General features: G+C 74.4%; 30 protein-coding genes. 12 read left to right on the forward strand and 18 right to left on the reverse strand.

All coding sequences use genetic code 11. The features are described from left to right. Window positions 1-5: 5 nt before the first annotated feature. Both AB0L25_RS30395 and AB0L25_RS30400 read left to right on the forward strand, forming a co-directional pair. Complete coding sequence (locus tag AB0L25_RS30395) at window positions 6-434, forward strand: pyridoxamine 5'-phosphate oxidase family protein (protein WP_500176159.1); 429 nt, start codon at window positions 6-8, stop codon at window positions 432-434. A gap of 29 nt (window positions 435-463) precedes the next feature. Next, complete coding sequence (locus tag AB0L25_RS30400; RefSeq protein WP_500176160.1) at window positions 464-1123, forward strand: response regulator transcription factor; 660 nt, start codon at window positions 464-466, stop codon at window positions 1121-1123. Between the two features lies 1 nt (window position 1124). On the opposite strand, the gene AB0L25_RS30405 is transcribed toward AB0L25_RS30400, so the two are convergent. Next, window positions 1125-2639, reverse strand: a complete 1515-nt coding sequence (locus AB0L25_RS30405) for an MDR family MFS transporter (RefSeq protein ID WP_500176161.1) — start codon at window positions 2637-2639, stop codon at window positions 1125-1127. Between the two features lie 89 nt (window positions 2640-2728). Between AB0L25_RS30405 and AB0L25_RS30410 the strand changes: the two genes are divergently transcribed. Further along, window positions 2729-3184, forward strand: a complete 456-nt coding sequence (locus AB0L25_RS30410) for a MarR family winged helix-turn-helix transcriptional regulator (protein ID WP_500176162.1) — start codon at window positions 2729-2731, stop codon at window positions 3182-3184. Window positions 3185-3234: 50 nt separating this feature from the next. Here the strand turns inward: AB0L25_RS30410 and AB0L25_RS30415 are convergent, their stop codons facing one another. The 4 genes from AB0L25_RS30415 to AB0L25_RS30430 are packed head-to-tail and all read right to left on the reverse strand — an operon-like array spanning window position 3235 to window position 5200. Next, on the reverse strand, window positions 3235-3861 hold the full coding sequence (locus AB0L25_RS30415; RefSeq protein ID WP_500176163.1) for a dihydrofolate reductase family protein: 627 nt from the start codon (window positions 3859-3861) through the stop codon (window positions 3235-3237). After that, window positions 3858-4328, reverse strand: a complete 471-nt coding sequence (locus AB0L25_RS30420; RefSeq protein ID WP_500176164.1) for an SRPBCC domain-containing protein — start codon at window positions 4326-4328, stop codon at window positions 3858-3860. Before AB0L25_RS30420 ends, AB0L25_RS30415 begins: the two co-directional genes overlap by 4 nt. After that, window positions 4325-4663 (reverse strand): ArsR/SmtB family transcription factor, encoded by a 339-nt coding sequence (locus AB0L25_RS30425; RefSeq protein ID WP_500176165.1) that lies wholly within the window; start codon window positions 4661-4663, stop codon window positions 4325-4327. Before AB0L25_RS30425 ends, AB0L25_RS30420 begins: the two co-directional genes overlap by 4 nt. A gap of 60 nt (window positions 4664-4723) precedes the next feature. Further along, a complete protein-coding gene (locus AB0L25_RS30430; protein WP_500176166.1) occupies window positions 4724-5200 on the reverse strand; it encodes a MarR family winged helix-turn-helix transcriptional regulator in 477 nt (158 codons plus the stop codon). Window positions 5201-5247: 47 nt separating this feature from the next. On the opposite strand from AB0L25_RS30430, the gene AB0L25_RS30435 reads away from it, so the two are divergent. The 7 genes from AB0L25_RS30435 to AB0L25_RS30465 all read left to right on the forward strand — a co-directional run bounded on the left by AB0L25_RS30435 (window position 5248) and on the right by AB0L25_RS30465 (window position 11691). Then, on the forward strand, window positions 5248-5808 hold the full coding sequence (locus AB0L25_RS30435) for a quercetin 2,3-dioxygenase (protein ID WP_500176167.1): 561 nt from the start codon (window positions 5248-5250) through the stop codon (window positions 5806-5808). Further along, window positions 5798-6763 carry an alpha/beta hydrolase fold domain-containing protein gene (locus AB0L25_RS30440; protein ID WP_500176168.1) on the forward strand — a complete coding sequence of 322 codons (966 nt, stop codon included), beginning with the start codon at window positions 5798-5800 and terminating at the stop codon, window positions 6761-6763. The genes AB0L25_RS30435 and AB0L25_RS30440 overlap by 11 nt, the downstream gene beginning before the upstream one ends. Window positions 6764-6870: 107 nt before the next feature. Beyond that, window positions 6871-7989 (forward strand): sensor histidine kinase, encoded by a 1119-nt coding sequence (locus AB0L25_RS30445; RefSeq protein ID WP_500176169.1) that lies wholly within the window; start codon window positions 6871-6873, stop codon window positions 7987-7989. Next, window positions 7986-8669, forward strand: coding sequence for a response regulator (locus tag AB0L25_RS30450; RefSeq protein WP_500176170.1), 684 nt, complete (start codon window positions 7986-7988; stop codon window positions 8667-8669). Before AB0L25_RS30445 ends, AB0L25_RS30450 begins: the two co-directional genes overlap by 4 nt. Before the next feature lie 90 nt (window positions 8670-8759). Further along, entirely contained in the window at window positions 8760-9002 is a 243-nt protein-coding gene (locus AB0L25_RS30455) for a hypothetical protein (protein ID WP_500176171.1), read from the forward strand. A gap of 5 nt (window positions 9003-9007) precedes the next feature. Next, the gene (locus AB0L25_RS30460; RefSeq protein WP_500176172.1) at window positions 9008-11149 is read left to right on the forward strand and encodes an MMPL family transporter; all 2142 of its coding nucleotides are present in this window, start codon (window positions 9008-9010) and stop codon (window positions 11147-11149) included. A gap of 137 nt (window positions 11150-11286) precedes the next feature. Then, the gene (locus AB0L25_RS30465; RefSeq protein ID WP_500176173.1) at window positions 11287-11691 is read left to right on the forward strand and encodes a DUF3592 domain-containing protein; all 405 of its coding nucleotides are present in this window, start codon (window positions 11287-11289) and stop codon (window positions 11689-11691) included. Between the two features lie 6 nt (window positions 11692-11697). Here AB0L25_RS30465 and AB0L25_RS30470 read toward each other — a convergent pair whose 3' ends face one another. After that, the gene (locus AB0L25_RS30470; RefSeq protein ID WP_500176174.1) at window positions 11698-11904 is read right to left on the reverse strand and encodes a 4-oxalocrotonate tautomerase family protein; all 207 of its coding nucleotides are present in this window, start codon (window positions 11902-11904) and stop codon (window positions 11698-11700) included. A 68-nt stretch (window positions 11905-11972) separates the two neighbouring features. Beyond that, window positions 11973-12707: an SDR family oxidoreductase gene (locus AB0L25_RS30475; RefSeq protein ID WP_500176175.1), complete on the reverse strand. Its 735-nt coding sequence runs from the start codon at window positions 12705-12707 to the stop codon at window positions 11973-11975. Between the two features lie 105 nt (window positions 12708-12812). On the opposite strand from AB0L25_RS30475, the gene AB0L25_RS30480 reads away from it, so the two are divergent. Further along, on the forward strand, window positions 12813-13520 hold the full coding sequence (locus tag AB0L25_RS30480; RefSeq protein ID WP_500176176.1) for a TetR/AcrR family transcriptional regulator: 708 nt from the start codon (window positions 12813-12815) through the stop codon (window positions 13518-13520). A gap of 24 nt (window positions 13521-13544) precedes the next feature. Here the strand turns inward: AB0L25_RS30480 and AB0L25_RS30485 are convergent, their stop codons facing one another. Then, a complete protein-coding gene (locus tag AB0L25_RS30485; RefSeq protein ID WP_500176177.1) occupies window positions 13545-14495 on the reverse strand; it encodes an NADP-dependent oxidoreductase in 951 nt (316 codons plus the stop codon). Between the two features lie 49 nt (window positions 14496-14544). Between AB0L25_RS30485 and AB0L25_RS30490 the strand changes: the two genes are divergently transcribed. Further along, window positions 14545-15165, forward strand: coding sequence for a TetR/AcrR family transcriptional regulator (locus AB0L25_RS30490; RefSeq protein WP_500176178.1), 621 nt, complete (start codon window positions 14545-14547; stop codon window positions 15163-15165). An 88-nt stretch (window positions 15166-15253) separates the two neighbouring features. Here the strand turns inward: AB0L25_RS30490 and AB0L25_RS30495 are convergent, their stop codons facing one another. The 10 genes from AB0L25_RS30495 to AB0L25_RS30540 all read right to left on the reverse strand — a co-directional run bounded on the left by AB0L25_RS30495 (window position 15254) and on the right by AB0L25_RS30540 (window position 25827). Next, window positions 15254-16036 carry an IclR family transcriptional regulator gene (locus AB0L25_RS30495; RefSeq protein ID WP_500176179.1) on the reverse strand — a complete coding sequence of 261 codons (783 nt, stop codon included), beginning with the start codon at window positions 16034-16036 and terminating at the stop codon, window positions 15254-15256. A 19-nt stretch (window positions 16037-16055) separates the two neighbouring features. Further along, window positions 16056-17525: a dihydroorotase gene (locus AB0L25_RS30500; protein WP_500176180.1), complete on the reverse strand. Its 1470-nt coding sequence runs from the start codon at window positions 17523-17525 to the stop codon at window positions 16056-16058. Between the two features lies 1 nt (window position 17526). Then, entirely contained in the window at window positions 17527-18921 is a 1395-nt protein-coding gene (locus AB0L25_RS30505; protein ID WP_500176181.1) for an FAD-dependent oxidoreductase, read from the reverse strand. 82 nt (window positions 18922-19003) lie between these two features. Continuing rightward, entirely contained in the window at window positions 19004-19675 is a 672-nt protein-coding gene (locus tag AB0L25_RS30510; RefSeq protein WP_500176182.1) for a hypothetical protein, read from the reverse strand. Continuing rightward, entirely contained in the window at window positions 19657-21057 is a 1401-nt protein-coding gene (locus AB0L25_RS30515) for an MmgE/PrpD family protein (RefSeq protein WP_500176183.1), read from the reverse strand. The genes AB0L25_RS30510 and AB0L25_RS30515 overlap by 19 nt, the downstream gene beginning before the upstream one ends. Before the next feature lie 5 nt (window positions 21058-21062). After that, the gene (locus AB0L25_RS30520; RefSeq protein WP_500176184.1) at window positions 21063-21764 is read right to left on the reverse strand and encodes an ABC transporter ATP-binding protein; all 702 of its coding nucleotides are present in this window, start codon (window positions 21762-21764) and stop codon (window positions 21063-21065) included. Beyond that, the gene (locus tag AB0L25_RS30525; protein ID WP_500176185.1) at window positions 21751-22485 is read right to left on the reverse strand and encodes an ABC transporter ATP-binding protein; all 735 of its coding nucleotides are present in this window, start codon (window positions 22483-22485) and stop codon (window positions 21751-21753) included. The genes AB0L25_RS30520 and AB0L25_RS30525 overlap by 14 nt, the downstream gene beginning before the upstream one ends. Further along, window positions 22482-23549, reverse strand: coding sequence for a branched-chain amino acid ABC transporter permease (locus AB0L25_RS30530; RefSeq protein WP_500176186.1), 1068 nt, complete (start codon window positions 23547-23549; stop codon window positions 22482-22484). The genes AB0L25_RS30525 and AB0L25_RS30530 overlap by 4 nt, the downstream gene beginning before the upstream one ends. Continuing rightward, window positions 23546-24580: a branched-chain amino acid ABC transporter permease gene (locus tag AB0L25_RS30535; RefSeq protein ID WP_500176187.1), complete on the reverse strand. Its 1035-nt coding sequence runs from the start codon at window positions 24578-24580 to the stop codon at window positions 23546-23548. Before AB0L25_RS30535 ends, AB0L25_RS30530 begins: the two co-directional genes overlap by 4 nt. Beyond that, the gene (locus AB0L25_RS30540) at window positions 24577-25827 is read right to left on the reverse strand and encodes an ABC transporter substrate-binding protein (RefSeq protein ID WP_500176188.1); all 1251 of its coding nucleotides are present in this window, start codon (window positions 25825-25827) and stop codon (window positions 24577-24579) included. Before AB0L25_RS30540 ends, AB0L25_RS30535 begins: the two co-directional genes overlap by 4 nt. Window positions 25828-26004: the final 177 nt, after the last annotated feature.

A 26004-nucleotide genomic window follows, 5' to 3' on the forward strand; every position in this document is an offset into this window, starting at 1 on the left:
GGGACATGGCTTCAGAGTCCTCCGCGCAGCCCGTCCTCGAAGAGCTCGACCGGGCGGAGTGCCTGCGCCTCATCGCTCCCGGCGGCATCGGCCGGGTCGCGTTCGACGACGGCGAGGGCCCCACGGTCATCCCGGTGAACTACGCGGTCGACGGCGAGTCGGTGATCTTCCGGACGTCGGAGTCGGCCCGGATGAACCGCAGCCTGCTGACGGCCGTGCCGGGCGGGCAGGTCCGCGTCGCGTTCGAGGTCGACCGGATCGACGCCGGGACGCACGAGGGGTGGAGCGTCCTGCTGCGCGGCGGCGCCCATCCGCTGTCGGAGGAGGAGCGGGACGGCGTCACGCGGGTGGAGCCGTGGCCCGCCGGGCACCGCGGCGCCTGGTTCAGCCTGACGGCGCGGGAGATGAGCGGGCGGCGCCTGCACCGCTCCTGACACCTCTCCCGCCCCGTAGGGTTTGCGGCATGGACTCCATCCGCGTGCTCATCGTGGACGACGACGCGCTCGTCCGGGCGGGGCTGTCGATGATGCTGTCGAACGCCGGCGACCTCGACGTCGTCGCCGACGTCGCCGACGGCGCCGAGGTGGTGCCCGCGGTGAACGAGCACCGCCCCGACGTGGTGCTGATGGACATCCGGATGCCGCGGCTGGACGGGCTGGCCGCGACGGAGCTGCTGCGGTCGCGCCGCGAGCCGCCGGAGATCATCATCCTGACGACGTTCGACACCGACGACCACATCGTCCGGGCGATGCGGGCGGGCGCGAGCGGGTTCCTGCTCAAGCACACCCCTCCCCCGGAGATCATCCGCGCGATCCGGCAGGTCGCCGCCGGGGAGCCGATGATGTCCCCGACGGTGCTGCGGCGGCTGATGTCGTACGCGGCCGGTTCCGGGGTCGACCCGGCCCGCGACCGCGCCCGCGGGGCGCTCGACCGGCTCAGCGACGGGGAGCGGGCCGTCGCGCTGCTGGTCGGCCGGGGCCGGACGAACGCCGAGATCGGCCGCGAGCTGTCGCTGAGCGTCGCGACGGTCAAGGCGTACGTGTCCCGGCTGCTGACCAAGCTGGAGCTGAACAACCGGGTGCAGATCGCGCTGCTCGTCCACGACGCCGACCTCGGCCAGTAGCTCAGCCGCCGCGCGGCTTCAGCGGGACGTGCCGCAGCGAGAGCGCGGCGGCGAGGCCCGCGAGCAGCAGCGGCAGCGCGGACAGGAACACGACCGAGAACGCGTGCGCGAACGCGTCGGCCACGCCGTCCCGGACGGGCGCGGGCAGCGCTTCGAGGACCTCGGGGCGGACGGCGTCCCGCAGCGGCGGCGCGTCCCCGGGCACCCGGTCCGCGGCCTCCGCGGCGAACCGGTTCGTCACGATCGCGCCGAACACCGCCGTCCCGGCCGCCGTGCCGAGCATCCGCGTCGCGAACACCCCGAGACTCGCGGCCCCGAGGTCGCGCGGCGGCGCCGCGTTCTGCGCGATCAGCACGACGACCTGCTGCGACAGGCCGGCGCCGAAGCCGAGCACCGCCATGAACAGCCCGGCGGCGAGCATGCTCGTGCCCGCGTCCATGCCGGCCGGCAGCGCGACGCCCGCGGCGCTGACGGCCATGCTCGCGGCCGGGAGCCGGTGGTAGCGGCCGGTCCGCGCGATGTACCGCCCGGCGAGCATCGAGGACGCGAGCAGGCCGAGCATCATCGGCAGCACGAGCAGCCCGGAGCGGGCGGCGTCCGCTCCCCCGACGACCTGGAAGTACATCGGCAGGTAGGTCGCGAGCCCGAAGCCGGTGGCGCCGCCGACGGCCGCGACGGCGCAGGCCGCCGCGAACGAGCGGTCGCGGAACAGCCGCGGCGGCACGACCGGTTCGGCGGCCCGCCGTTCGGCGAGGAACCAGGCCGCGAACAGGACGGCCGCCCCGGCGGCGAGGCCGAGCACCACCGGCGACGTCCAGGCGTGGCGTGTCCCGGCCCAGCTTGTGAACAGGGTGAAGCAGGTGACGGCGGCGCCGAGCAGCACGATGCCGAGGTAGTCGACGCGGGGTTCGCGGTCGGGCTTCGGCAGCCGCAGGAACGCGACGATCACGACGGCCGCCGCGACGCCCAGCGGCAGGTTCAGGTAGAAGGCCCACCGCCAGGACGCGTGGTCGGTGAGGACGCCGCCGAGGATGGGCCCCGCGACGGTCGCCACCGCGAAGTTGATCGCGGAGTAGCCCTGGTAGCGGGCCCGCTCCCGGGGCTCGAAGAGGTCGCCGGTGAGCCCGAACATCGAGCCCATCAGGCAGCCCGCCCCGGCGCCCTGCACCGCCCGGAACACGATCAGCCAGCCCATCGACGGCGCCGCCCCGCACGCCGCCGAACCGGCGAGGAACGCCAGCAGCCCGATCAGGTGGACGGGCTTGCGGCCGAACTGGTCGCCGAGCCGTCCCGAGAGCGGCACGGTGACGCTCGTCGCGAGGATGTAGGCGGTCGAGACCCACGCGAGCCGGTCGGCGCCGCCGAGGTCCCCGGCGATCGCGGGCAGCGCCGTCGCGAGCACCGTCGCGTCCAGCGCCGACATCAGGCCCGCGAGCATGAGGCCGCCGAACACCAGCACCCGGCGCCGGGGGGTCATGCCCTCCCCCGGCGCCCGCCCGTCCGTTGCCACGGTCATACGTGCACCCCACATTCATATGCGAAAGTCAAATGAATGCTAGACGCACATACATGAGCGACGCAACGACGGCGTTAGACTCTCCTGCCATGAGCGAGGAGGCGATCGACGCCGTCGAGCGGAGCATGGTGCGGCTGCGCCGCGGGATGTCCCGGCAGCGGCTCGGCAAGGCGGCGGTCCGGGAGCACAACCTCCCCGTGGACGTGCAGGTCCTGCACGTGGTCGACATCGTCGACGAGGGCCCGGACCGGCCCGGCCAGGAGGTCAGCGTCGGGCTCGTCGCCGCCCGCCTCGGCGTGGACGCCTCGCGCGGCAGCCGGATCGTCGCCGAGGCCGTCAAGTCCGGCTACGTCCGCCGGGTCGCCTCCCAGGAGGACGGCCGCCGCATCCACCTCGAGCTCACCGACGCCGGCCGCGCGGTCGTCGAGGCCACCCGCCGCACCCGCCAGGAGCACTTCGCGAGGGCGATGCGGAACTGGACCGACGCCGAACGCGCCGAGTTCGCCCGCCTCCTGTCCCGCTTCGTCGACGGCTACGGCGACTGATCCCGCGCCTCCGCCCGGACGCGTCCGGCCTCGCCCGGCCGCGTCCGGCCCTAGACGAACGCGGCGACGCCCTCGTACGCGCCCTGGCGCGCCCGGCCGGTCACCTCGTACTCGAGGAGCAGCAGGCCGCCGGGCGTGGCTTCGTGGCGGAGCAGGCGCAGCCCGGACGGCTCGCCCGCGCCCGCCGCCAGCCGCCGGCCGGACCGCAGGACGACCGGGGCGACCACGAGGCGGAGCGTGTCGACCAGGCCCGCCGCCAGCAGCGAGCCGCCGAGGCGGGCACTGCCGTGGATCTGCAGCTCCCGGCCCGGCCGCCGCTTGAGTTCGGCCACCGTCCGGGCCGGGTCGCCCCTGAGGACGGTCGTGGGATGCCAGGACCCCTCGCTGAGGGTGCCGGTCACGACGTACTTCGGCAGCGCGTTCATCCGCTCCACGAACGGGTCGGCCGGGTCGGTGATCAGCGGCCAGTCCCGGGCGAACGCCTCGTAGGTCCGCCGCCCGAGGAGCAGGCCGTCGGCGAGGTCGAGCCATTCGGACGCCCGCCGGACGAACGTCCCGTCCATGTGCGGGACGAGCCAGCCCCCGCGGGCGAACCCGTCCGAGGGGTCCTCGTCCGGCGAGCCGGGGCCCTGGCTGACGCCGTCGAGCGTGACGAACTCGGTGAGGGCGATCTTCATCGGGCGCCCTCCGCGAACGCGGCGAGCTGGGCGGCGACGGTGCCCCAGCCGTCGGCGAAGCCGAGCCGCTCGTGCCGGGCGCGGGCCTCCGGGTCGCCGTGCCGGACGACGATCCGGTAGTCGGTGCCGTCCGGATGGTCGTCCAGCGTGATCGTCGCGGTCATCGCGACCGGGTCGGGCGTCACGGGCGTCCACGAGCCGTCGACCGCGTTGGTGAACACGATGCGCTCGAGCTCGTCGACGGCGAGGAAGCACGCGTCCATGTGCGGGCCGAACGCGGCCCCGTCCTCGCTGTACCGCGTCACGAACGCCCCGCCGGGCCGCGGGTCCAGGCGGTCCACCCGGCAGCGGGCCGGGGCCGGGACCCACCACCGTTCGAGCCGGGACGGGTCGGTCCACGCCCGCCACACGGCGGCGCGGGGCGCGCGGATGATCCGCTCCAGGCCGAGGTCGAGATCGGGATTCATTGCGGGTCCTCCTCCGGGTCGGTGACGAACCGCTCGAGGCGGTCGGTGCGCTCCTCCCACAGGCGACGCTGCTCCGCGAGCCAGTCGTCGATCAGGGCGAGCCGTTCGCGGTCGAGCACGCACGTGCGCACCCGGCCGGTCTTGACCGTGCGGATCAGCCCGTTCGATTCGAGCGTCCGCACGTGCTTCATGAACGAGGGGAGGGTCATCGGGAACTCGCCGGCGAGGTCGCCGACGCTCGCGGGCCCGCGGCCGAGGCGCCGGACGACGGCGCGCCGGGTCGGGTCCGCGAGGGCCGCGAACACCCCGTCCAGTTGTGCCGAATACTGTGCCACGAAGCTAAGTGTTACAGCCCGGCAATGGTTAGCGCAAGAGCTAAGTATCGGGCGGAGGCCCTAGCCGGACGCGTCGCCGCCGGGGGCCTCGACCACGGGCGGGGCGCCCCAGGGGGCGGCGAGGGCGGCGCGGAGCGCGGTGACGGCGTCCGCGCCCAGCCGCTCCACGAGGACGTCCTCGATGACGTCCAGGGTCGCGAGGGCGCGGCGGTGGACGCGGGCGCCGTCCGGGGTCATGCGGATCAGGCTGCTGCGGGCGGACGCCGGGTCGGGGACCTGCTCCAGCAGCCCCATGCGGACGAGCCCGTGCACGGCCTGGTGGGCGGTCTGCCGGGCGACTCCGATCCGGCGGGCGAGTTCGGAGATCGACGTGCCGCCGTCGTCGAGGACCGCGAACACGGCCGCCTGCGCGGCGGTCACCGGCCGCTCCCCCGCGCGCTCCATGCTGCCGAACAGCGCCTCCTCGAACCAGCGCCTGCGGTCGGCGAACAGCTGCGGCAGCGACCTGGCCGGGCGGTCCGGCGCGGAGTCCGTCACGGGCCGAGCATAGCCGCCGGAAAGAATGTCAGGTAGCCTGACGATTTATGACGATCGAGTACGCGACGCGGTACCGCGCCCGCTCGCACATCCCTCCGGAACCGGGCAAGCCGTACTTCATCGAGAAGGGCATGGGCGACCGGGCGCTGCTGTTCACCGACCTGATCACGATCTACGCGGGCGGCGAGCAGACCGAGAACACCTTCAACTTCTTCACCTGCGAAGGGCCGAAGGGCGATACGATCCCCGCGCACCGGCACGCCGACACCTACGAGGTCTTCTACATCACCGACGGCGCCGTCCGGCTGTTCGTGGAGGACCTCGACGGCGAGCAGCACGAACGGCTGCTGACCGAGGGCGACTTCGGGTTCGTGCCGAAGGACTGCCCGCACGCCTACCGCATCGAGCGGCACCACAGCCGGATCGTCGGCGTCGCCGCCGGACCGGGAAAGACGTTCGAGCGGTTCTTCGAGACGCTCGGCACTCCCCTGGAGGAGCAGACGCCGCGGGGTCCGTTCATTCCCGAGCCGCACCGGTTCGGCGCCGCCGCGCGCGAGCACGACGTGCTGTTCATGCCCGACCACGAGTGGCGCACCGATGGCCGCTGACGGCGCCGCCCCCGGCGGGACGGTCCGCTCCACCGTCGCGTACGCCGAGCGGGACACCGGGCCGCTGCTGATGGACGTCGTCGTACCGTCCGGCGCGCCCGTCCCGCCGCCGGTCGTGATCTGGCTGCACGGCGGCGGCTGGTTCACCGGGGACCGGACGATGGCGCCCGATCTCGCGGTCCACTTCGCCTCCCGGGGCTTCGCGATGGCGAGCATCGACTACCGGCTCAGCGGCGAGGCCCTGTTCCCCGCCCAGCTCCACGACGTGCGCGCGGCCGTCCGGTACGTGCGCGCGCACGCCGGGGAGCTCGGCGTCGACGCGGACGCCGTCGGGCTGTGGGGCTCGTCGGCCGGCGGGCACCTGGCGGCCCTGGCGGGCCTCACCGGGCACCTCGACGCGCTGCCAGGCGAACCCGGCGCGGCGGGAAGCGCGGCGGTGCGGGCCGTCGCCGAGGGGTACGGGCCGGTCGACCTCGCGCGGATCGTCGCCGACTCGGCCGCGCCGCCGCACATGGCGGGGCCGAACGCGCCCGAGGCTCGCCTGATCGGCGGGCCTCCGGACGCGCTGCCGGACGCGGCGCGGGCCGCGAGCCCGCTCGCGTACGTGACCCCGGCCGCGCCGCCGTTCCTGATCGCGCACGGGACGGCCGACGCGCTCGTCCGTCCGGACCAGAGCGTCATGCTGCACGACGCGCTCGCGGGGGCGGGCGTCGACGCCGCGCTCTACCTGCTGGACGGCGTGCGGCACGGCTTCCTCAACCCGCGCGGCCCCGGCGAGATCGGCGGAACGGACGGGCCCACGGGCGGGCCCTTGAGCGGGCTCATGGACGACGGCAGGCTCGACGCCGCGCCGCTCCCCCGCGCCACGCGCCGCGACGCGCACGGCGCCGAGGAGCGGACCGTCTTCTCCTACGCGACGGTCGGCGACTTCTTCGACCGGGTGCTGCGGGGCTGACTACCCCACGGGTTGCGGCCGGCGGCCCCCGCGTACACCCCGGGTCGCACCGCTGGTCGCATCTTCGCGCCGAGCCGCCGCGACCGGCCGCCGTCTAGGCTGACCGCATGCGTGCTCGATGGCGTGTGACGGACGATGCGCTCGCCGTCGTGGTCCTGGCGCTCGTCGCCGTCGGCAGCCTGCGGTCGCTCATCGGCGCGCGCGAGGAGCCGTGGGCGCAGACCGCGGCCGGCTGGGTGCTGATCTTCGTGGCGTGCGGGATCCTGTTCGCCCGGCGGCTGCCGCTCACCGCCGCGATCGTCTCGACCGTCGCGACGGGCGTCTACTACGTCGTCAGCACCTACGACGGACCGCTGATGATCGCGCCGATCCTGGCGCTGTACCTGCTGGCGTCCCGCGGACGGCTGCAGGCGGCGTCGGGCATCGCGGCGCTGATCGTCATCGGCACCGCGCTCGGTACGCTGTCCGGCAACGGCGACGTCAACGGCGTCGCGCTGTTCATGCTGGCGGGCTGGGTGGTGGCGATGGTGGCACTGGGCTGGGTGCGCCACAGCCGCCGCGCCTTCCTCGTCGAGGCCGAGCGCCGCGCGGCGGGCGACGAGCGGCTGCGCATCGCCCGGGAGCTGCACGACGTCACGGGGCACCACATCTCGCTGATCAACGTGCAGGCGGGCACCGCGCTGCACCGCTTCCACCGCGACCCGGCGCAGGCCGAGGCGGCGCTGGCGGCGATCAAGGAGACGAGCCGGGAGGCGCTGCGGGAGCTGCGGGCGACGCTCGGCGTGCTGCGGCAGGCCGACGAGGACGCGCCCACCGCGCCCGTCCCGGGCCTGGACCGGATCGGCGAGCTGGTCGAACCCGCGCGCGCGGCGGGCCTCGACGTCCGCGCCCGCATCGACGGCGGGGACCGACCGGTGCCCACCGAGGTGGGGCTGGCCGCCTACCGCATCGTCCAGGAGTCCCTCACGAACGTGGTGCGGCACGCGGGCGCCGCGCACGTGACCGTCCGCGTGGAGCGGGGCGCCCGGGAGGTGCTGGTCGAGGTCGCCGACGACGGCCGCGGCGCCGTCACCGCCGGCGAGGACGCCGCGGTCCCCGGCAGCGGCATCCTGGGGATGCGCGAGCGCGCCCGCGCGCTCGGCGGCGACCTCACCGCGGGGCCGGGCCCGGACGGCGGCCATCTGGTCCGCGCCCGCCTCCCGTACCGGAACGGAGACGAACGATGATCAAGGTCCTGCTGGCGGACGACCAGCGGCTGGTGCGCGCCGGGTTCGGCTCCATCCTCGACGACGAGGAGGACATCACCGTCGTCGGCGAGGCCGCCGACGGGGAGCAGGCCCTCGCCGCGTGCCGCGAGCTGCGCCCGGACGTGGTCCTGATGGACATCCGGATGCCGGGGATGGACGGCCTCGAGGCGGCCCGGCTGATCGCGCGGGACCGGCGGCTGGACGACGTCCGCGTCGTCATCCTCACCACCTTCGACCTCGACGAGTACGTGTACGGGGCGCTGCGCGCGGGCGCCACCGGGTTCCTGCTCAAGGACACCGAGCCCGCGGAGCTGATCCACGCCGTCCGGGTGGCGGCGCGCGGCGACGCGCTGATCACCCCGTCGGTCACCCGGCGGCTGATCGCGGAGTTCGCCGGGCGGGTCACCGCGCCCGCGCCCGGCCCGCGGCTGAACGCGCTCACCGACCGGGAGCGCGAGGTGATGCTGCTGGTCGCGGCCGGGCTGAGCAACGACGAGATCGCCGCGAAGCTCGTGCTGAGCCCCGCGACGGCCAAGACGCACGTCAGCCGGATCATGTCGAAGCTGAACGTGCGGGACCGGTCGCAGCTCGTCGTCATGGCCTACGAGTCGGCGATGGTCAGCCCCCGCTGGATGAGCGAGCGGCAACCGGGGCGGTAGTCGCGGCGGGTCGCGCGCAACCCGGGTGGTAGCGCCGATGCCCGCCGCGGGCCGATGCCGCGGTGGAAGCCGTGCCCCGAACGTGGGGGCATGACATCGACTGCGAGCAAGAAGGCCGGCGCCGCGCTCGTCGGCTTCCTCGTCGGCGGGGCGGTCGGGTTCGTCCTGACCGAGACCATCGCCATCTTCTTCCACTTCGTGCTGGACACCACCCTCGACGTCGAGGGCAACGCCGCGCTGCTCGCCCTGTTCGCCGGCCTGCCGCTCGTCGGCGCCGTCGTCGGCGCGGTCGTCGGCGCCCGCGTCGCGGGCCGCAGCGGGACGGGGCGGTGAGCCGGATGAGCGCGAACACCGCCGAGACGGCCCGCGCGGGATCGCCGGACGCGCGTCCGGGCGTCTTCGGGCGGCTGGCGTCCTGGTCGCAGCGGCACCGCTGGACGGCCCTGCTGCTCTGGGTCGTGGTCGTCGCCGGGATCACCGCCGGCTCGCAGATGGCGGGCAGCGCCTACCACAACGACTTCTCGCTCCCGGGGACGGATTCGCAGGCCGCGTCGGACCTGATGGAGCGGCACGGGTCCGTGCAGGCGGGCGCGACCGTCCAGATCGTCATGCAGGACGCCGAGGGGCTGCGCGGCGACCGGACGGCCATCACGCCGATGCTCGACGAGATCCGGGGACTGCCGAGCGTCGCCGAAGTCGGCGGCCCGTTCGACCCGCGCGGCGGCGGGGGCCTCAGCGAGGACGGGACGATCGGGTACGCGGCCGTCACCCTCGACGGCTCGGCCGAGGACGTCCCGAAGGAGCACGTCACCGAGATCATGGAGACGGCGCAGGGCGCCGCGGGCGACGGGCTGCGGATCGAGCTCGGCGGCGATCCGGTCCGGGGCGCCGAGGAGGGCGGGGGCGGCGCCGCCGAGGGCGCCGGGATGCTCGCCGCCCTGGTGATCCTCGTGTTCCTGTTCGGCTCCCTCGTCGCGGCGGCGCTGCCGCTGGCCACCGCGCTGTTCGCGGTCGGCGGCGCGGTCGGGCTGATCGCGCTGGCCTCGCACGTGTTCACCGTCGCCGACTTCACCCCGCCGATCATGATGCTGATCGGGCTCGGCGTCGGCGTCGACTACGCGCTGCTGATCTTCTACCGGTTCCGGCACGAGCTGATCCGCGGCGCCGACCCCGCCGCCGCGACCCGCACCGCCCTCGACGCCGCCGGGCGCACCGTCTTCTTCGCCGGCTGCACCGTGATCATCGCGCTGCTCGGCCTGATCGTCCTCGGCCTCGGCGCCCTGCAGGGCGTGGCGCTCGCCGTCGCGCTGACCGTCCTGATGACGATGGCGGCCGCGCTGACGATGCTGCCCGCGCTCCTCGCCGTGTTCGGCGGCCGCATCCAGCGGCACGTCCGCAAGCGGGCGCACAAGGTCCGGGACGAGCGGTGGCGGCGGCTCGGCGCGGCCGTGCAGCGCCGCCCGTGGCCCGCGCTGCTGATCCCGGTCGTCCTCCTGCTGGGGCTGTCGGCGCCCGCGCTCGACATGCGGCTCGGCTTCGCCGACGCGGGCAACGGCGCCGCCGCGAGCACCAGCCGCCAGGCGTACGACCTGCTCGCCGAGGGCTTCGGCCCCGGCTTCAACGGGCCGCTGATCGTGGTCACCGAGGGCGCGCCCGCGAACCTGAGCGAGACGCTGCGGGACGCCCCCGGCATCGCCTCGGCGAGCCCGGCGTTCCCCTCCGCCGACGGCCGGGCCCACACCGTGATCGCCTACCCGGAGACGTCCCCGCAGGACGAGAGGACGGCCGACCTGGTCCACGACCTCCGCGACGACGTCCTGCCGTCCCTCGCGGACCGCACCGGCGCCGAGTACCTCGTCGGCGGCCCGACGGCCGCCGCGCAGGACTTCGCCGACTCCGTCGCCGACCGGATGCCGCTGTTCGTCGCCGTCGTCGTCGGGCTGTCGGCCCTGCTGCTCATGGTGGTGTTCCGGTCGCTGCTGATCCCGCTCAAGGCGGCGGCGCTGAACCTGCTGTCGATCGCCGCCGCGCTCGGCGCGATCACGCTCGTCTTCCAGGACGGCCGGTTCGGCGTCCCGCCGGGCCCGATCGAGTCCTTCATCCCGGTGATGATCTTCGCGATCGTGTTCGGGCTGTCGATGGACTACGAGGTGTTCCTCGTGTCCCGCATGCACGAGGAGTGGGAACGCACCCGCGACTCGGCGCACGCGGTCCGCGAGGGCCTCGCCGCCACCGGCAAGGTCATCACGGCGGCCGGCGCCATCATGATCGTGGTGTTCGGCGCGTTCGTCCTCAGCCCCGACCGGATGCTCCAGCAGTTCGGCCTCGGCCTCGCCGTCGCCGTCCTCCTCGACGCGGTCGTGATCCGCTGCCTGATCGTCCCGGCGATCATGCGCCTGCTGGGCGACCGCGCCTGGTGGCTCCCCGCTCCCCTCGCCCGCGTCCTGCCCAGGGTCGCCCTCGAGCGCCCGGAACACTGACGTCCCGTCCCGGGCGGGCGCTCGCGACGGCCGCGGGCGCCCGCCCGCACCACCACCGAGAGGTCACCGGAGGTTCGCCTCCCGGTCGCCGGCGGCGGCGGGCGCCGGACACCGGGCGGCGCCAGGATCGGGCGGCGATGGACCTCCTCGTCGCCGCCTTCTGCGCTCTCCCCGGCGCGGCCGCCCTGGGGTGCGCCGGGGCCGTCCTGCGCGAGCGGGCGCGCATGCGGGGCCGGTGGCGGCGGACGACCGGCGTCATCGTGGGGCACCGGAAGATCGCCTCGCCCGGCGAGTCCCCGACGTACGCGCCGGTGTTCCGCTTCACGGCCGAGGACGGCCGGACCGTCCAGGCGGCCGGCTCGGTGTCGACCGCGTGGCGGCGGGGCGCCGGCCGACGGATCCCGGTCGTCTACGATCCGGCCGATCCGGAGGGCACCGCCGACCGTCCCGGCGGCCTTCGCGCGCAGCTCGCGCTCGCGCCCGTCCTCCTGGCGGTCGGCGCGGGGCTGCTGATCACCGCCGCGGCCGTCCTGCTGCGCTGACCCGGCTCAGCTCCGGCCGAGCATCTCCGCGGTGAGGACGTCGCCGCCGAGGCCCCAGCCGCCGTCGGGGACCTCCTCCACCAGCACGAGCGTGGTCGCCCGCGCGCGCTCGCCGTACACGTCGGCGTAGGCGTCGGTGACGGCATCGATGAGCTTCTTCTTGGACTCGGGCGTCAGGGTCTCGGCGGGGACTTTGAGGTTGGCGAACGGCATGACGTTTCCCTTCGTGGTGGTTCGTGAGGAGGTGGACGCGCCGATGACGGCGTCCGCGGCGGCGATCGTCAGATGATCCCGCCGTTGGCGCGGACGACCTGCCCGTTGACCCAGTGGCCCTCGGGGCCGGCCAGGAAGGCGACGACCTCGGCGATGTCGTCGGGGGTGCCGAGCCGCTCCAGCGGGGGCTGCTGGGCGAGCCGCTCGATCGTGGCCTCGTCCTTGCCCTCCAGGAACAGGTCGGTGGCGGTCGGGCCGGGCGCGACCGCGTTCACCGTCACGTCGCGCCCGCGGAGTTCGCGGGCCAGCACGAGCGTCATCGCCTCGACCGCCCCCTTGCTCGCGACGTACGCCCCGTAACCGGGGAACTGAAGCCCCACCACCGAGGTGGACAGGTTGACGATCGCGCCTCCGCCCCGCACGCGGCGCGCGGCCTCCCGGGCCATGACGAAGGCGCCGCGGATGTTGGTGCGGTGCAGGGCGTCCAGCTCGTCGAGGTCGAGGTCGGCGATCGGGGACAGGCTCATCCGCCCGGCCGAGTTGACGACGACGTCGATCCCGCCGAACGCCTCCTCCGCGGCGTCGAACATCGCCGCCACCGCCGCCTCGTCCGCCACGTCGGCCTGTGCGGCGATCGCCCGTCCGCCGGCCGCGGCGATCGCGTCGACCACCTCGCCCGCGGCCGCGGCCGCCCCCTGGTACCCGACGACGACCGCGGCGCCGCGGGCCGCCAGCTTCGTCGCGATCGCCCTGCCGATCCCCCGGGAGCCGCCGCTGACGACGGCCACGCGCTGCTCGCTCATGAAAGCCCCCTGCTATCAGTGATATCGATACTTGGTATCGCCGTTACGAACGACGGTACCACCCTTTCGTTATCATCGCTACCGTCAGCCCGTATCATTGATTTCATGACGGATCCGCACGCGCTCCGCGCGACGATGATCGAGGCCGCGGAACGGCAGCTGGCGACGTCCGCGGACGGGGACGTCGCCACGCGCGCGGTCTGCGAGGCGGTCGGGGTGACCCAGCCCGTGCTCTACCGGCTGTTCGGCGACAAGCGCGGGCTCCTCGACGCCGTCGCCGACCACGGATACGAGCGCTACGCGGCGCTCAAGGACGCCCAGGAGCGCACGGGCGACCCAGTGGCCGACCTGCACGCCGGCTGGGACGGCCACATGGCGTTCGCGCGGGAGAACCCGGCCCTCTACCGGCTGATGTTCACTCCGCGGCCCTGGTCCCGCTCGACGGCCGCGGACCGCGTGTTCGACCTGCTCGAGGCGACGCTCGTCCGGTGCGCGGCGGCGGGCGCGCTGCGGGCCGCGCCGCGGACGGCGGCGCGGCTGATCCTGTCCGCGAACGTCGGGATCGCCCTCGACCACATCGCCCGGCCGGAGCGGTTCGACGACCCGGCGCTGTCGCACGGGATGCGCGACGCCGTCTTCTCCCACGTGCTCACCGCGGCGACCGCGCCGGCGGAGGAGGCTCCCCTGCGCACCACGGCGCTGCGTTTCCGCGCGCAGCTCGAACTCCTCGGCACCGACGCCCTCGAGCCGGCCGAGGCCGCTCTGCTCATGCGCTGGCTGGAGCGCATCGCGAGGCCCGGCGAGGCGCCGTAGGCGGCGCCTCGCCGGGCCGGGGCGTCAGTTCACCAGGACGATCTTCCCCCGGGCGTGGCGGGTCTCGCTCAGCTCGTGGGCGGCGGCGGCCTCGGCGAGCGGGAACGCCGCCGCGACCGGCACCCGCAGCCGCCCCGCGGCGGCGAGGTCGGCCGCGGTCCGGAGGCCGTGCAGCGCCTGCGGGTCGGCGCCGCCCAGGGTCCCGTCCGCGCCGCCGGACGGCGCGGTGTGCGACATGTGGACGCCATGGGCCGCCGCGGCGGGATCGGGGGCGATCGTCACCACGCGCGCCGGGTCCCCGGCGGCGGCAACCAGGTCCGGCAGCGCCCCGCCCGCGCAGTCGACCACCGCGTCGATCCCCTCCGGCGCCAGCGCCCGGACCCGATCGACCAGACCGGGCCCGTACGCCGTCGGCTCCGCGCCGAGCGATCGCAGGAAGTCGTGGTTGCGGGCGCTCGCCGTCCCGATGACGCGGGCCCCGCGGGCGGCCGCCAGCTGCACGGCGATCGTCCCCGTGCCCCCGGCCGCGCCCTGCACCAGCACCGTGTGCCCCGCGCGGACCGCGAGCCGGTCGAGGACCCGGGTGGCGGTCTCGACGCCGCCCGCGGCGCCGCCCGCCTCCGCCCAGCTCCACGATGCGGGCTTGGGCGCCCACGCGGCCAGGACGGCGTGGTCGGCGTTGGCGCCGCGGGCGGCCATGGAGGTCAGGCCGAACACTTCGTCGCCGACGGCGGCTCCGGTGACGCTCTCGCCGAGTTCGTCCACCACGCCCGCGGCCTCGGCTCCGGTGCGCCACGGGAAGGCGGCGGGCACCGCGTCGCGCAGCGCCCCGGAGCGGAGGGAGACCTCGCCCGTCGCGAGTCCGGACGCCCGGACGGCGATGCGGACCTCTCCCGGCCCCGCGTGCGGTTCCTCGACCTCGGCCACGTGCACGACGCCGGGCGGTCCGTACTGGGAAAACTGAACAGCTCTCATGAGCCGCACCGTAAAGAGGGCTCGCGGCCGGTTGACTAAAGTGAGAGTCGTGACGGCCGAAGTGAGTCGGAAGCTGCGTTCGGACGCCGTCGACAACCGGGTCCGCATCCTCGCGGCGGCCCGCGCGGCGTTCGCCGCAGAGGGCGCCGACGTGCCGGTCCGGGAGATCGCCCGGCGCGCGGAGGTGAGCGCCGCGACCGTGTACCGGCGCTTCCCGACCAAGGAGGCCCTCTTCGCAGAGGCGTTCTCCGAGGAGCTGGCCGTGTGCTCGGCCATCGTCGAGGAGGGCCTGGCGGCGGACGATCCCTGGCGCGGCTTCAGCCTGGTGATCGAGAAGCTCCTGGAGGCGCACGCCCTGGACCGGGGGTTCCACGCGTTCGTCGCGCAGCTCCCCCGGACGGTCGACTTCAGCGCCGACCGTGATCGCGCGGTCCGCGGGCTGCTCGAACTGATCCGCCGCGCACAGCGGGCGGGCGAGCTGCGCGCCGACTTCGTGCTGGAGGACATGGTCCTCGCGATGATGGCGAACAACGGCATCCGCGCCGAGTCCCCCGCGATGCGGGCGGCCGTGTCCCGCCGCTTCGCGGCCCTGATGCTCCAGTCGTTCCGGGCGAACTTCGTCCCGGCGCCCCTGCCTCCGGCCGTCCGGCTGCCGCTGGCCCTGCGGTAGGGCCCCGCCGGGCGCCCCCTCGTGGCGGCGCTCGGCGTCGTGTCCGCGCGGTCGAGGCGAACCGGCCGACCGTCCGCTGCCGGACGGTCTAGCGGTGCGTCGTCCAGTTGCGGGTGATCTCGTCGGCGGCGTCGCGGACGAGGACGCGGTAGCGGTCGACGGCCTCGGGGGTGAAGCGGTGGCGCGGGCCGCAGACGCTGATCGCGCCGTGGACGGCGCCGTCCGGGCCGAACAGCGGCGCCGCGACCGAGCCGGCGTCGGCCTGGCGCTCGCCGAGGGAGACCGCGACGCCCTCGCGGGCGGCCTCGGCGAGGCGGTCGCGCAGGACCGCCTCGTCGGTGACCGTCCGGTCGGTGAGGGCGGCGAGGGGGCGGGCGAGGACCGCCTCGCGCCGCTCCTCGGGCAGGAACGCCAGGATCACCCGGCTCGACGAGCCCGCGTGCAGCGGGAACCGGCGCCCGACCTCGACCGTCATCTTGACCTCGTGCGGGCTCTCGAACTGGTCGAGGTAGACCCGCTCGTCGCCGACGAGCCCCGACAGCGTCGTCGTCTCGCCCGTCTCGTCCCGCAGCCTGCGCAGCGCGGGCGCCGCGGCGTTGCGGATGTTGAAGCGGCGCAGCGCGCTCACGCCCAGCGCGACGGCGGCGGGCCCGAGCCGGTACCGGGCGGTGCCCGGGTCGGTCTCCAGCATCTCCCGCGACAGCAGCGACTGCAGGATGCGGTGCACCACGGCCTTGGAGATGCCGAGTTCCCGGCTGATCGCGCTGACGCCGAGGTACTCGGGCCCGCCGGCGAACAGCAGCAGGACGTCGGCGACGCGGCCCGCCACCTCGGTGCCGCCGGCGGGCGGTGCGGCGGTCTGGTTGGTCACGCGAAGATCCTAGGGAACCTCATCGGCCGCGCGGGACGTACCGGCCGACGGGGTCCCCGACGACCTTCCCGCCCGTGTAGACGCGGTTGCCGCGGACGAACGTGTCGGTGACCTTCGCGGTCATCGCGAAGCCCTCGAACGGCGTGTACTCCTGCGTGGACTCGGAGTCGGCGGCGCGGACCGTCCAGGACACGTCGGGGTCGACGAGGGCGATGTCGGCGTCGTAGCCCTCGGCGATCGTGCCCTTGTTCACGAGGCCGTAGCGGCGGGCCGGGTTCCACGAGGTGAGCCGCGCGACCTGCTGGAGGGACAGGCCCCGCTTGGTGCCCTCGCCGACGAGGCCGGGCAGCAGGTACTCGGCGCCGCCGAAGCCGGACTTGGCGAGGAAAATGTCGTCGCGGTCGGCGCCGAACTTCATCTCGTCCTTGCAGCAGGCGTGGTCGCTGACCACCCAGTCGACCTCGCCCGCCAGGACGTGCCGCCAGAGGGCCTCGACGTCGTCGCGCTCGCGCAGCGGCGGGTTGACCTTGCCGCCGAGGCCGTGCGCGGTGTCGACGTCGGCGAGCAGGTGCCCGATGGTGACCTCGCGGCGGAAGTCGACGTGCGGGAAGGCGGCCTTCATGGTGAGGGCGGCCGACAGCGCCTTCTCCGAGGAGAGGTGCAGCAGGTTGATGTTCGGCAGGCCCGTCTCGTGCGCGAGGTAGGACGCGATCGTGACCGCGAGGCCCTCGGAGTGCGGCGGGCGGGACGCGCTGTAGGCGCGCAGGCCGGTGAGGGAGCCGTCCTGCTCGACGAGCTTGGTGTACGCCGTCATGATCTCGGCGGTCTCGCAGTGCAGCGAGAGGGAGATGTGGTCGGCGTAGTCGGACAGCCGCTCGCGGGCCTTCTGGATCCCGCGCATGACGAACTCGAAGTGCGCGATGTCGTAGCGCTCGTCCGGCGGCGTCATCAGGAAGTCGCTCTGGCCGGTGGAGCGGCCGTGCAGCCCGTGGCTGCCGTAGAACATGAAGATCTTGAACGAGGTGACGCCGTGCTCATCGACGAGGTAGGGGATCTCGTCGATGTGCTGCGCCATCATCGGCGCCAGGTGGAACGCGTAGTCGACGTAGGCGTTGCCCTGGGAGGCGGCCAGCACCTCGGGGAAGAACTCCCGGTAGGGGCCTCCCTTGTTCAGGTAGTACTGGCCGGTCCGCATGTAGGTCAGCGACGTGGTGACGCCGCCCTGCGCGCTCGCGCGGCTCTCGGTGCGGGTGTCGGCGGCCAGCTCGTTGTAGATGCCCCAGTGCTGGTGGGCGTCCACCACGCCGGGGAACGCCAGCAGGCCGCCGCCGTCGACCACCGTCGCGGCGTCGTCGTCCGGCAGGTCCGGGGCGAGCCGGACGATCTTGCCGTCGTTCACGGCGATGTCGAGGGTTTCGGGCTCGGTGCCGTCGGCGGCGTCGGGACGGACCACCCGCACGTTCTTGATCAGCAGTTCGGTCGTGGCCATCTCATTCTCCTTCGGTGTGCGGGGTGGGAGCGGTGCGCCCGCGCGCGGCGGCGCCGGCCGCCAGGTACGCGAGCCCGAACGCGGGCAGCAGGCCGTTGCCGGGCAGGTAGCCGGCGGCGCCGTGCCCGGAGATCCCGGCCGCCGCGCCGCCCGACGCGTACAGGCCCGGGATAGGGGTGTCGTCCGGACGGACGACGGCCGCGTCCTCGTTCACGATCAGGCCGCCCTGGGTGTGGAACAGGGCCGGGACGACGCGGACGGCGGCGTACGGGGGTTCGAGCGGGCGTTCCCAGTTCGTGCGCCCGTGGGCGTCGGGGGTCTCGCCGCGCGCGACGGCGGCCGTGCGGGCGAGTTCGTCGGCGAGGGCGTCCGCGGGCAGGCCGGCCGCCGCGGCGAGGCCCGCCGCGTCGTCGGCCCACACCAGCACACCCGACTCGACGGTGTCGCGGAAGTCCTGGAACGCGCTGCACTGGTCGTGGACCGTCTTGTCGAGGACGATCCAGCCGGTGGCGCCCGGGCGGGCGGCGAGCTCGGCGGCGTACTCGGAGTAGCCGCGGGTCTCGTTGCCGAACCGGCGCCCGCCGGCGTCCACGATGAACCCGCCGTGGATGATCGTCGCCCAGCCGACGAGGGTGCCCGCGCCGGGGGCGACGGCCCCGTGGCCCTGGTAGGCGTCCAGGTAGCCGGTGGCCGCGCCGAGCCCGCCGCCGATCCGCAGCGCGTCCCCGCGCGAGTGCTCGCCGCCGTGGTAGAGGGCGCCCGCGATCTCCGGGAGGTGGCGTTCCACGAGGCCGCGGTCGGCGCCGTACCCGTTGGTCGCGAGCAGCACCGCGCGCGTCGGGATCTCCTCGCGCGTCCCGTCCGGGTACTGGACGACCGCCGCGCGGACGGCGCCGTCCGGGCCGGTCGCGACGTCGGCGAGCCGGGCGGGGACGAGCAGGTCGATGTCCGGGTGCGCGCGGGCGCGGCGGGTCAGGTGGTCGATCACGCTTGAGCCGTGCCGGCCGGGGACGGAGTGGCAGCGCGGGACCGCGTGGCCCGGGTAGTTGAAGTCGGTGACCAGCGACAGCGGCAGCTCCACCGAGTCGGCGAGCCACTCGACGAGCGGCGCGCTGACCTCGGCGAGCGTGCGGGCGAGCCGCGCGTCGGCCGTCCCGCCGGTCTTGGCGTCGATGTCGGCGACGAACCGGTCCGGGGAGTCGTCGATGCCCGCGTCCCGCTGCCAGCGCGAACCGGCGCCGGGGAACATCGCGGTCGACATGGAGGTGTTGTTGCCGCGCCGGAAGTGCTCGTCGGCCTCGATCACGAGCACGTTCATGCCGAGTTCGGCGGCGCGCAGGGCCCCGGCGAGGCCGCCGCCGGCGCCCGCGACGACGAGATCGGGTCCGTCGCTCATGCCGCGTTCCCTTCCGAGGCCGCACCGGTCGCCGCGAGGCCGCCGACGGCGGCGGGGACCGCGATGTGCGGGGAGCCGTCGGTCATGTCGCGCTCCTTCCGGAGACCGCCGCGTCCGCCTCGGCGCGGGCGACGAGGAGGCGCAGCGCGAGGGCCGTCGGGTCGACGACGGCGGCCGCCAGGGTCGCGTCCTCGACGTCCACGGCCGAGCAGCCGTTGATCACCGCGGTCGCCCCGGCCTTCGCCAGGACGGCGACGGCGTCGCCGAGCGCGGCGTTCCAGGCGGCCGTGTCGGCGATCGCGTCGAACGGCAGCGCGAGGATCGCGATCCCGGCGAGGTTCCCGGCGAGGCCGTAGGCCCGCAGGCGCCGGTCCAGCTCCGCCCCGATCGCCTCGTTCCGCACCACCGCACCGAACCGGATGTTCAGCGCAGAGAGGTGCATACTACTCAGCTTGAGCAGGCCGTTCACCGGCACGCCGCCGTCCGGGCCCGCCGGGCCGTCCGGGACGGCCGGGTCGAGCACGCAGTCGGGGAAGGCGAGGTCGAAGCCGTCCCCGGCCTCGGCGAGGGCGGCCGCCACCGCGCTCTCGGACGCCCGCACGGACGCCTCGTCCTCCAGGGACGGGGGCGCCGCGGGGCCGACGTCGCGCAGCTCGACCGTCAGGCCGGGCGGGGCCAGCCGGTCGTAGCGGGCCTGCCGCCGCCGGATCTCGTCCGGTGGCAGATGGATCGGCGTCACCGCGAGGGCGCGCATCCGCTCATCTCCTCACTTCGGTTCTCGTCGCCGTCGGCCGCGCCGGCGAGCCCGCGCAGGGGCGCGCCGACGCGCGGCAGGGTCGGCAGGTCGCGGGCGAACCCGGCGGCCCGGTCGATCAGCGCGGACCCGCCGGGCAGCCACCGGTGCAGCAGCCGCACGACGTCGCGCTCGTCCAGGGGTCGGTGGTCGGCGTCCCCGACGGGGTTCGGCGCCTCGCGGACGATCGCCGTGCCGTCGTCCAGCTCGACGGTCACGCGGGCGGGGCGCTCGTCGGGCAGGCGCGCGGTCAGGTCGTCGGCGGCGACCACCCGGACGCGGCGGGCGAGCCCGCGCAGGGCCGGGTCGTCGATCCGGCCGGGGCCGGACGCGCCGGGGCCGACCTCGCCGTCCAGCAGCGCGGCGGCGACGGCGAACGGGGTGGAGAACATCGCCGACAGCCGGTTGTCCCACTCGGCGGACGCGAGGCCCGCGCCGAGCGCGTGCGTCTCCACCAAAACCGCCGTGATCCGGGACGGGTCGAGGTCGCCGCGCAGGTCGAGGGCGGCGTCGGCGGCCGGGTGGGTGAACGAGCAGGACGCGTGCCGCTTGAAGTAGCCGCGCGTGACGTCCCAGCGCTCGCCGAGCCCGCCGGTCAGCTCGCCGGGGTCGAGGTCGCCGAGCAGGCCGCCGAGCGTCAGGGCGGCCGTGCCGGTGTTGCGGGCGATCCCGGCCGCCGCCATGCGGGCGGCCGCGAGGCCCGAAACGTTCGACGCGCCCATCCACGCGTTCCGGACCGGGTTGCCGTCGGTCGCGGACGCGAAGTGCCCGGCGATCGGCAGGCCCGCGCCCGCGTCGATCGCGGCGGCCGTCGCGTCCGCGTCCAGGCCGAGCAGCCGCGCGCAGCCGGCGGCGGCGCCCGCGACGCCCCAGTTGCCGTGCGGGTGGGCGCCCGCGCGGAGCCGGGCGGCGCGGCCGAACCGGGCGGCGACCTCGTAGGCCGCCAGCAGCGCGGCGGCCGTGTCGGCGCCGGACGCGTCCTGCTCGGCGGCCAGCGCCAGGACGGCCGGGAAGCCGTGCGCCGCCGGGTGCCCCTTGGCGTACTTGTTGCCCTCGTCCAGCTCGAGCGCGACCAGCGCGTTCGCGTTCAGCCAGGCGGCGGCGTCCACGGTCGCCGACCGGCCGCCGCCGATCAGCGGGGCGGGCCCGGCTGGAGCGTTCCAGGCGGCGCGGAGCGCCCGCTGCTCGTCCAGCGCGGCGCCCAGCGCGGTGACGCCGAGCGTGTCGAGCAGGACGAGCGACAGCCGCGCCGCGACCGGCTCGGGCACGTCCGCGGCGCCGAGCCCGGCGACCCACTCCCCCAGCCGCGCGGTGGCCTCCCGCGCGCGGGCCTTCGTGTCCACGTCCGTCACAGTCCCAGGTACGCCTTCCTCACCTCGGCGGAGCCGGCCAGCTCGGCGCCGGTGCCGTGCAGGACGGTGGCGCCGCTCTCCATCACGTACGCGCGGTCGGCGATGCCGAGCGCCTGCTTGGCGTTCTGCTCCACCAGCAGGACCGCGACGCCGGTGTCGCGGATGCGCTTGACCGCGTCGAGCATCGTCCACGTCAGCTTGGGCGACAGGCCCGTGGACGGCTCGTCCAGCATGAGCAGCCGGGGGCGGGCCATCAGCGCGCGGGCGATCGCGAGCATCTGCTGCTGGCCGCCGCTGAAGGTCTGCGCGACCTGCTGGCGGCGTTCGGCCAGCACGGGGAAGAGGTCGAACACCTCGCGCATGGACTCCTCGCACTCGTCGGAGGTGCGGGTCCAGGCGCCCATGCGGAGGTTCTCCTCGACGGTGAGGGTGCCGAACAGGGCGCGGTCCTCGGGGACGTGCACGAGGCCGTCCCGGACGAGCTCGTCGGGGCGGCGCCCGAGGGTCGACCTCCCGTCGAACGTGATCGTCCCGGAGCCGGGCCGGAGCTGCCCGCAGACGGCGCGCAGCGTGGTGGTCTTGCCCGCGCCGTTCGCGCCGACGAGCGCGACGATCTCGCCCTCGTCCAGGTGCAGGTCGACGTCGTGCAGGATCTGCATGCGGCCGTAGCCGCAGCAGACCCGCTCAAGCTTCAGCATCGCCGGGCTCCTCTCCGAGGTAGGCCTCGATCACGCGGGGGTCGGAGGTGACCTCCTCGGCCGAGCCGGTGGCGAGCACCGTGCCCTGGTCGAGGACGAGGACGCGGTCCGACAGCCGCATCACCGCCGCCATGATGTGCTCGATGAACAGCAGGGTCGTGCCGTCCTTCTCGCGCAGGTCCGCCAGGAGGTCCAGGACGGGCTCGCGTTCGGACGGCACCAGCCCCGCGAGCACCTCGTCGAGGAGCAGCACGCGCGGCCGCATCGCGAGGGCGCGGGCGAGTTCGAGGCGCTTGAGCCCGGCCGTGGGCAGCTCGGTCGCGGGCCGGTGCGCCCAGTCGCCGAGGCCGACCCGCTCGGCGATCTCCATGGACGCGTCGCGGAGCCGGCGGGCTGACCGGTGCCGGTGCTGGGCGGCGAGGGCGACGTTCTCCTGCACGGTCATGCTCGCGAACGGGCGCATGAGCTGGAACGTCCGGACCATGCCCGCGCGGGCGATGCGGTGCGGCTTCGCGCCGGTGATGTCCTCGCCGCTCAGCGTGACGCGGCCGGTGTCGGGCGCGAGGGCGCCGCACACGACGTTGAACAGGGTGGTCTTGCCCGCGCCGTTCGGGCCGATGATGCCGAGGATCTCGCCCTGGTCGACGCGGAAGTCCACGTCGGACAGGGCCCGCAGGCCCCGGAAGTCCTTGCCGACGCCGGTCGCCTCGAGAATGGTCATCGTCTCCTCCTCGCCGAGATCTTCGAGGTCAGCGTGCCGACGATGCCCTTGGGCAGCACCCGGACGATCACGATCAGCAGGACCGCGTACAGCGCGACGTCGAGGCCGCTGCGGCCCTGCAGGAAGCCCAGGAACTCCGGCGGGGTGCGCAGGAGCGTGGCGGTGACATCGGACAGCGAGCCGACGATGACCGCGCCGACGACCGGGCCCCAGATCGTCCCGATCCCGCCGATCACGACGGTGGCGATCGCCTGGACCGACACCGACGAGCCGAACGCCAGCTCGGGGTTCACGAACAGGTAGTACTGCGTGTAGAACGCCCCGGCGACCGCGGTGATCGCGGCGGACAGCGCCACGGTGATCAGCTTGTAGCGCATCACCGGGGTGCCGAGCGACGCGGCCGCCAGCTCGTCGTCGCGGATCGCGGTGACGTACCGTCCGGTTCGCGAGTGCACGAAGAGGATGCTGACCAGGGCGGCGACGCCGGCGAGGGCGAGCGCGACCCAGAAGTAGGCGGGCGAGTCCGCCGGGAACTGGATCTTCCACAGCGAGGAGCCGTCGATCAGCGGGATCGAGAACCCGACGGCCTTGTTGGTGAACTCGCTGGTGGTGACGATCAGCCGCAGCATTTCGGCGAACGCGAACGTCGCCAGCGCGAAGTAGGCGCCCTGCAGCTTGTACCGGAACGCGAAGTAGCCGATGATCACCGCGGCGGACGCGGCGACGGCCATCCCGGCGAGCATCCCGATCCAGGGCGAGACGCCGTGGTTCACCAGGAGGTAGGCGCTGGTGTAGGCGCCGAGGCCGAAGAACGCGGCGTGCCCGAAGCTGAACATGCCGCCGAAGCCGCTCATGGTGTTCCAGCCGATCGCCATGATCGTGAAGATCAGGATGCGGACGGCGACGGCGCCCTGCGCGGACGGCAGCAGCAGCGGCAGCGGGATCGCGGCGAGCAGCAGCACCCCGAGGACGACGAGCTGCCGGTTCTGCGGCCGCAGCGGCGGCGCCTTGGCGGTGCGGGCCGCGGTCGCGTCCCGCCCCCCGGTGATGGTGATGCCGGTCATGCGCGCCTCCCGAACAGACCCTGGGGCCGCAGGAACAGCACGACCAGGAAGACGACGAACACGCCGAGCAGCGAGCTCTGGCCGTCCATGTAGATCGTGGTGAGCTGCTCGACGAGCCCGATGAGCAGGCCGCCGACGAGCGCGCCCGCGACGTTGCCCATGCCGCCGAGGACCACCACGACGAACGCGGTGATGTTGAACTGCTCGCCGAGCGTGGGCGTCACGGTGACGAGCGGGGCGGCCAGGACGGCGGCGGCGCCGGCGCAGGCCGTCCCGATCGCGAACGTGAGGGTGTGGATGCGCCGGACGTTCAGCCCGACGAGTTCGGCGCCCTGCCCGTTCGCGGCGACCGCGCGGATCGCCGTCCCGAAGCGGGTGCGGCGCAGCAGCCAGAACAGCAGCCCGCCGATGAGCAGCGCCCCGACGAACGCGTACAGCCGGCCTCCGGCGACGACCGCGCCGAAGAGGGAGAACTGGAAGTCGCCGGGCAACGAGACGTTCTTGGGCTCGGCGCCGAAGAACATCAGCAGGCCGTTCTCCAGCAGCAGCGACAGCCCGAGGGTGATGAGGAGCTGGTTCTCCAGCGACGCGCCGCCCGTCCCGGACAGCAGGCCGCGGTGGACCGCGGCGCCGATGAGGAAGAGCGCCGGCACCGCCACCAGCAGCGTGAGGTAGGGGTGGACGCCGGTGCCCTGGACGACGCCGAACGCGATGAACATCGCGATGGCCAGCAGGGCGCCGTGCGCGAAGTTGACGATGTCCAGCACGCCGAAGATCAGCGTGAGGCCCATCGCGATGAGCCCGTACAGCCCGCCCATCAGCAGGCCGGTGACCACCGACTGCCAGACGACCAGGCCGCTGCCGGACTTGAGCAGCGCGATCGCGATCGCGACCGCCGCCAGCCCGCCGACGAGGCCCGCGCGCCGCAGCAGGGCGCCGGTCCCGTCGGCCTGTGCGAGGCGCCGCCACGCCGATTCGGGGGTTGCGGGGTTCAGGGCGGGTGCCGCCCCGCCGTTCTTGATGTCGCTCATGACCGCCACGTCACCGAGTAGTTGGGTTCGGCCTCGGCCTTCTCCTGCGGATAGACCTGCACGACCTTGCCGTTCTGGACCTGCATGAGAACCGGGAGGGCGTTCTCGTTGTCTCCGTTGGGGGCGAAGGAGATCGGGCCCGACCCGACCGTGAGGGGCTCGACCTTGGAGGCCGCGATGGCGTCGCGGACCTTCACCGGGTCGGTGCCGCCCGCGCGCTCCACGCCCGCCGCGATCACCTGGACCGCGTCGTAGGCGAGGACCGCGCCCGTGCGCATGGGGGCGCCGTAGCGCCGCTCGTACTCGGCGCGCAGCTTCCGCGTCTGCGGGTCCTGCGCGTCGAAGTGGTAGTTGGTGCTGAAGTACCGCTCGCCGAGGGCGCCGACGTCGGTGACGAACTTGGGCTGGTCGAACGCGCCGTTCGAGACGCCCCACACGGCGTTCAGGTCGGGCTTGACCGCGTTGATGGCCTTCGCGGCGAGCAGCCCGTCGCGGTAGTAGCCGGCGATCGCCAGCACGTCCGCGCCGGCCGCCTTGACCTGCGTGACCTGCGCGGTGAGGTCGGAGACGGTCGCGGCGTCGTAGCTGATGACCGGGTCGACCTCGATCCCGAGGTCCTCCGCCGCGGCGGCGAACGCCTCGGCGGCGCCGCTGCCGAAGTCGCTCTGCTCGTGCAGGAACGCGACCTTCTTCACCGGCTTTCCGGCCCGCTGCGAGACCTCCTTCAGGTACTTCGCGGCGGCCACCGAGATGACCTTGCTGCCGGGCTGGACACGGAACGAGTAGTCGTAGCCGTGCGCGAAGATCTCGTCCGACGCGGTGACGTCCATGACGAACGGGACCTCGTTGCGCTCGGCGACGACCGCGACGTTCGTGCTGACGGCGCTCTGGTAGGTGCCGACGAGCCCGACGGCGCCCTCGGAGATCACCCGCTGGGCCTCGCTCTGGCCGACCTCGGCCTTGCCCTGGGTGTCACCGGTGACCAGTTCGACCTTGCGGCCGCCGAGCGCCTTGATCCCCCCGTTCGCGTTGATCGCCTCCACGGCCATCCGCGCGCCGCGCCGCATCTGCTGGCCGTCCACCGCGTAGGCGCCGCTGACCGGATGCAGGGCGCCGATCTTGACGGGCCCCTGGTCGCGTCCGGCCGCCGCGCCGGCGGCGCCGGAGGGCGCCGAGCCGCCGCAGCCCGCGGCGGCCAGCAGGACCGCGCAGGCGCCGAGCCCGGCGACGAGCTTTCGAGCCGACATTCACCTCTCCCGCCCAACGTGTCCGGCGCCGTTCGTCCCCGCGATCGTTCTTGTTCCGCTTGGAGAAACGCCGGACAACCGATGCGCCATGGTGGCACCCGTCACGTCGCCGGGTCAATATCTAGGTGAAACTTGACTGAACTCGACGACCGGTGCCAACTTGTGGACATCGGGACC

It is taken from the genome of Spirillospora sp. NPDC052242, assembly GCF_040679555.1.
Taxonomy (GTDB): domain Bacteria; phylum Actinomycetota; class Actinomycetes; order Streptosporangiales; family Streptosporangiaceae; genus Spirillospora.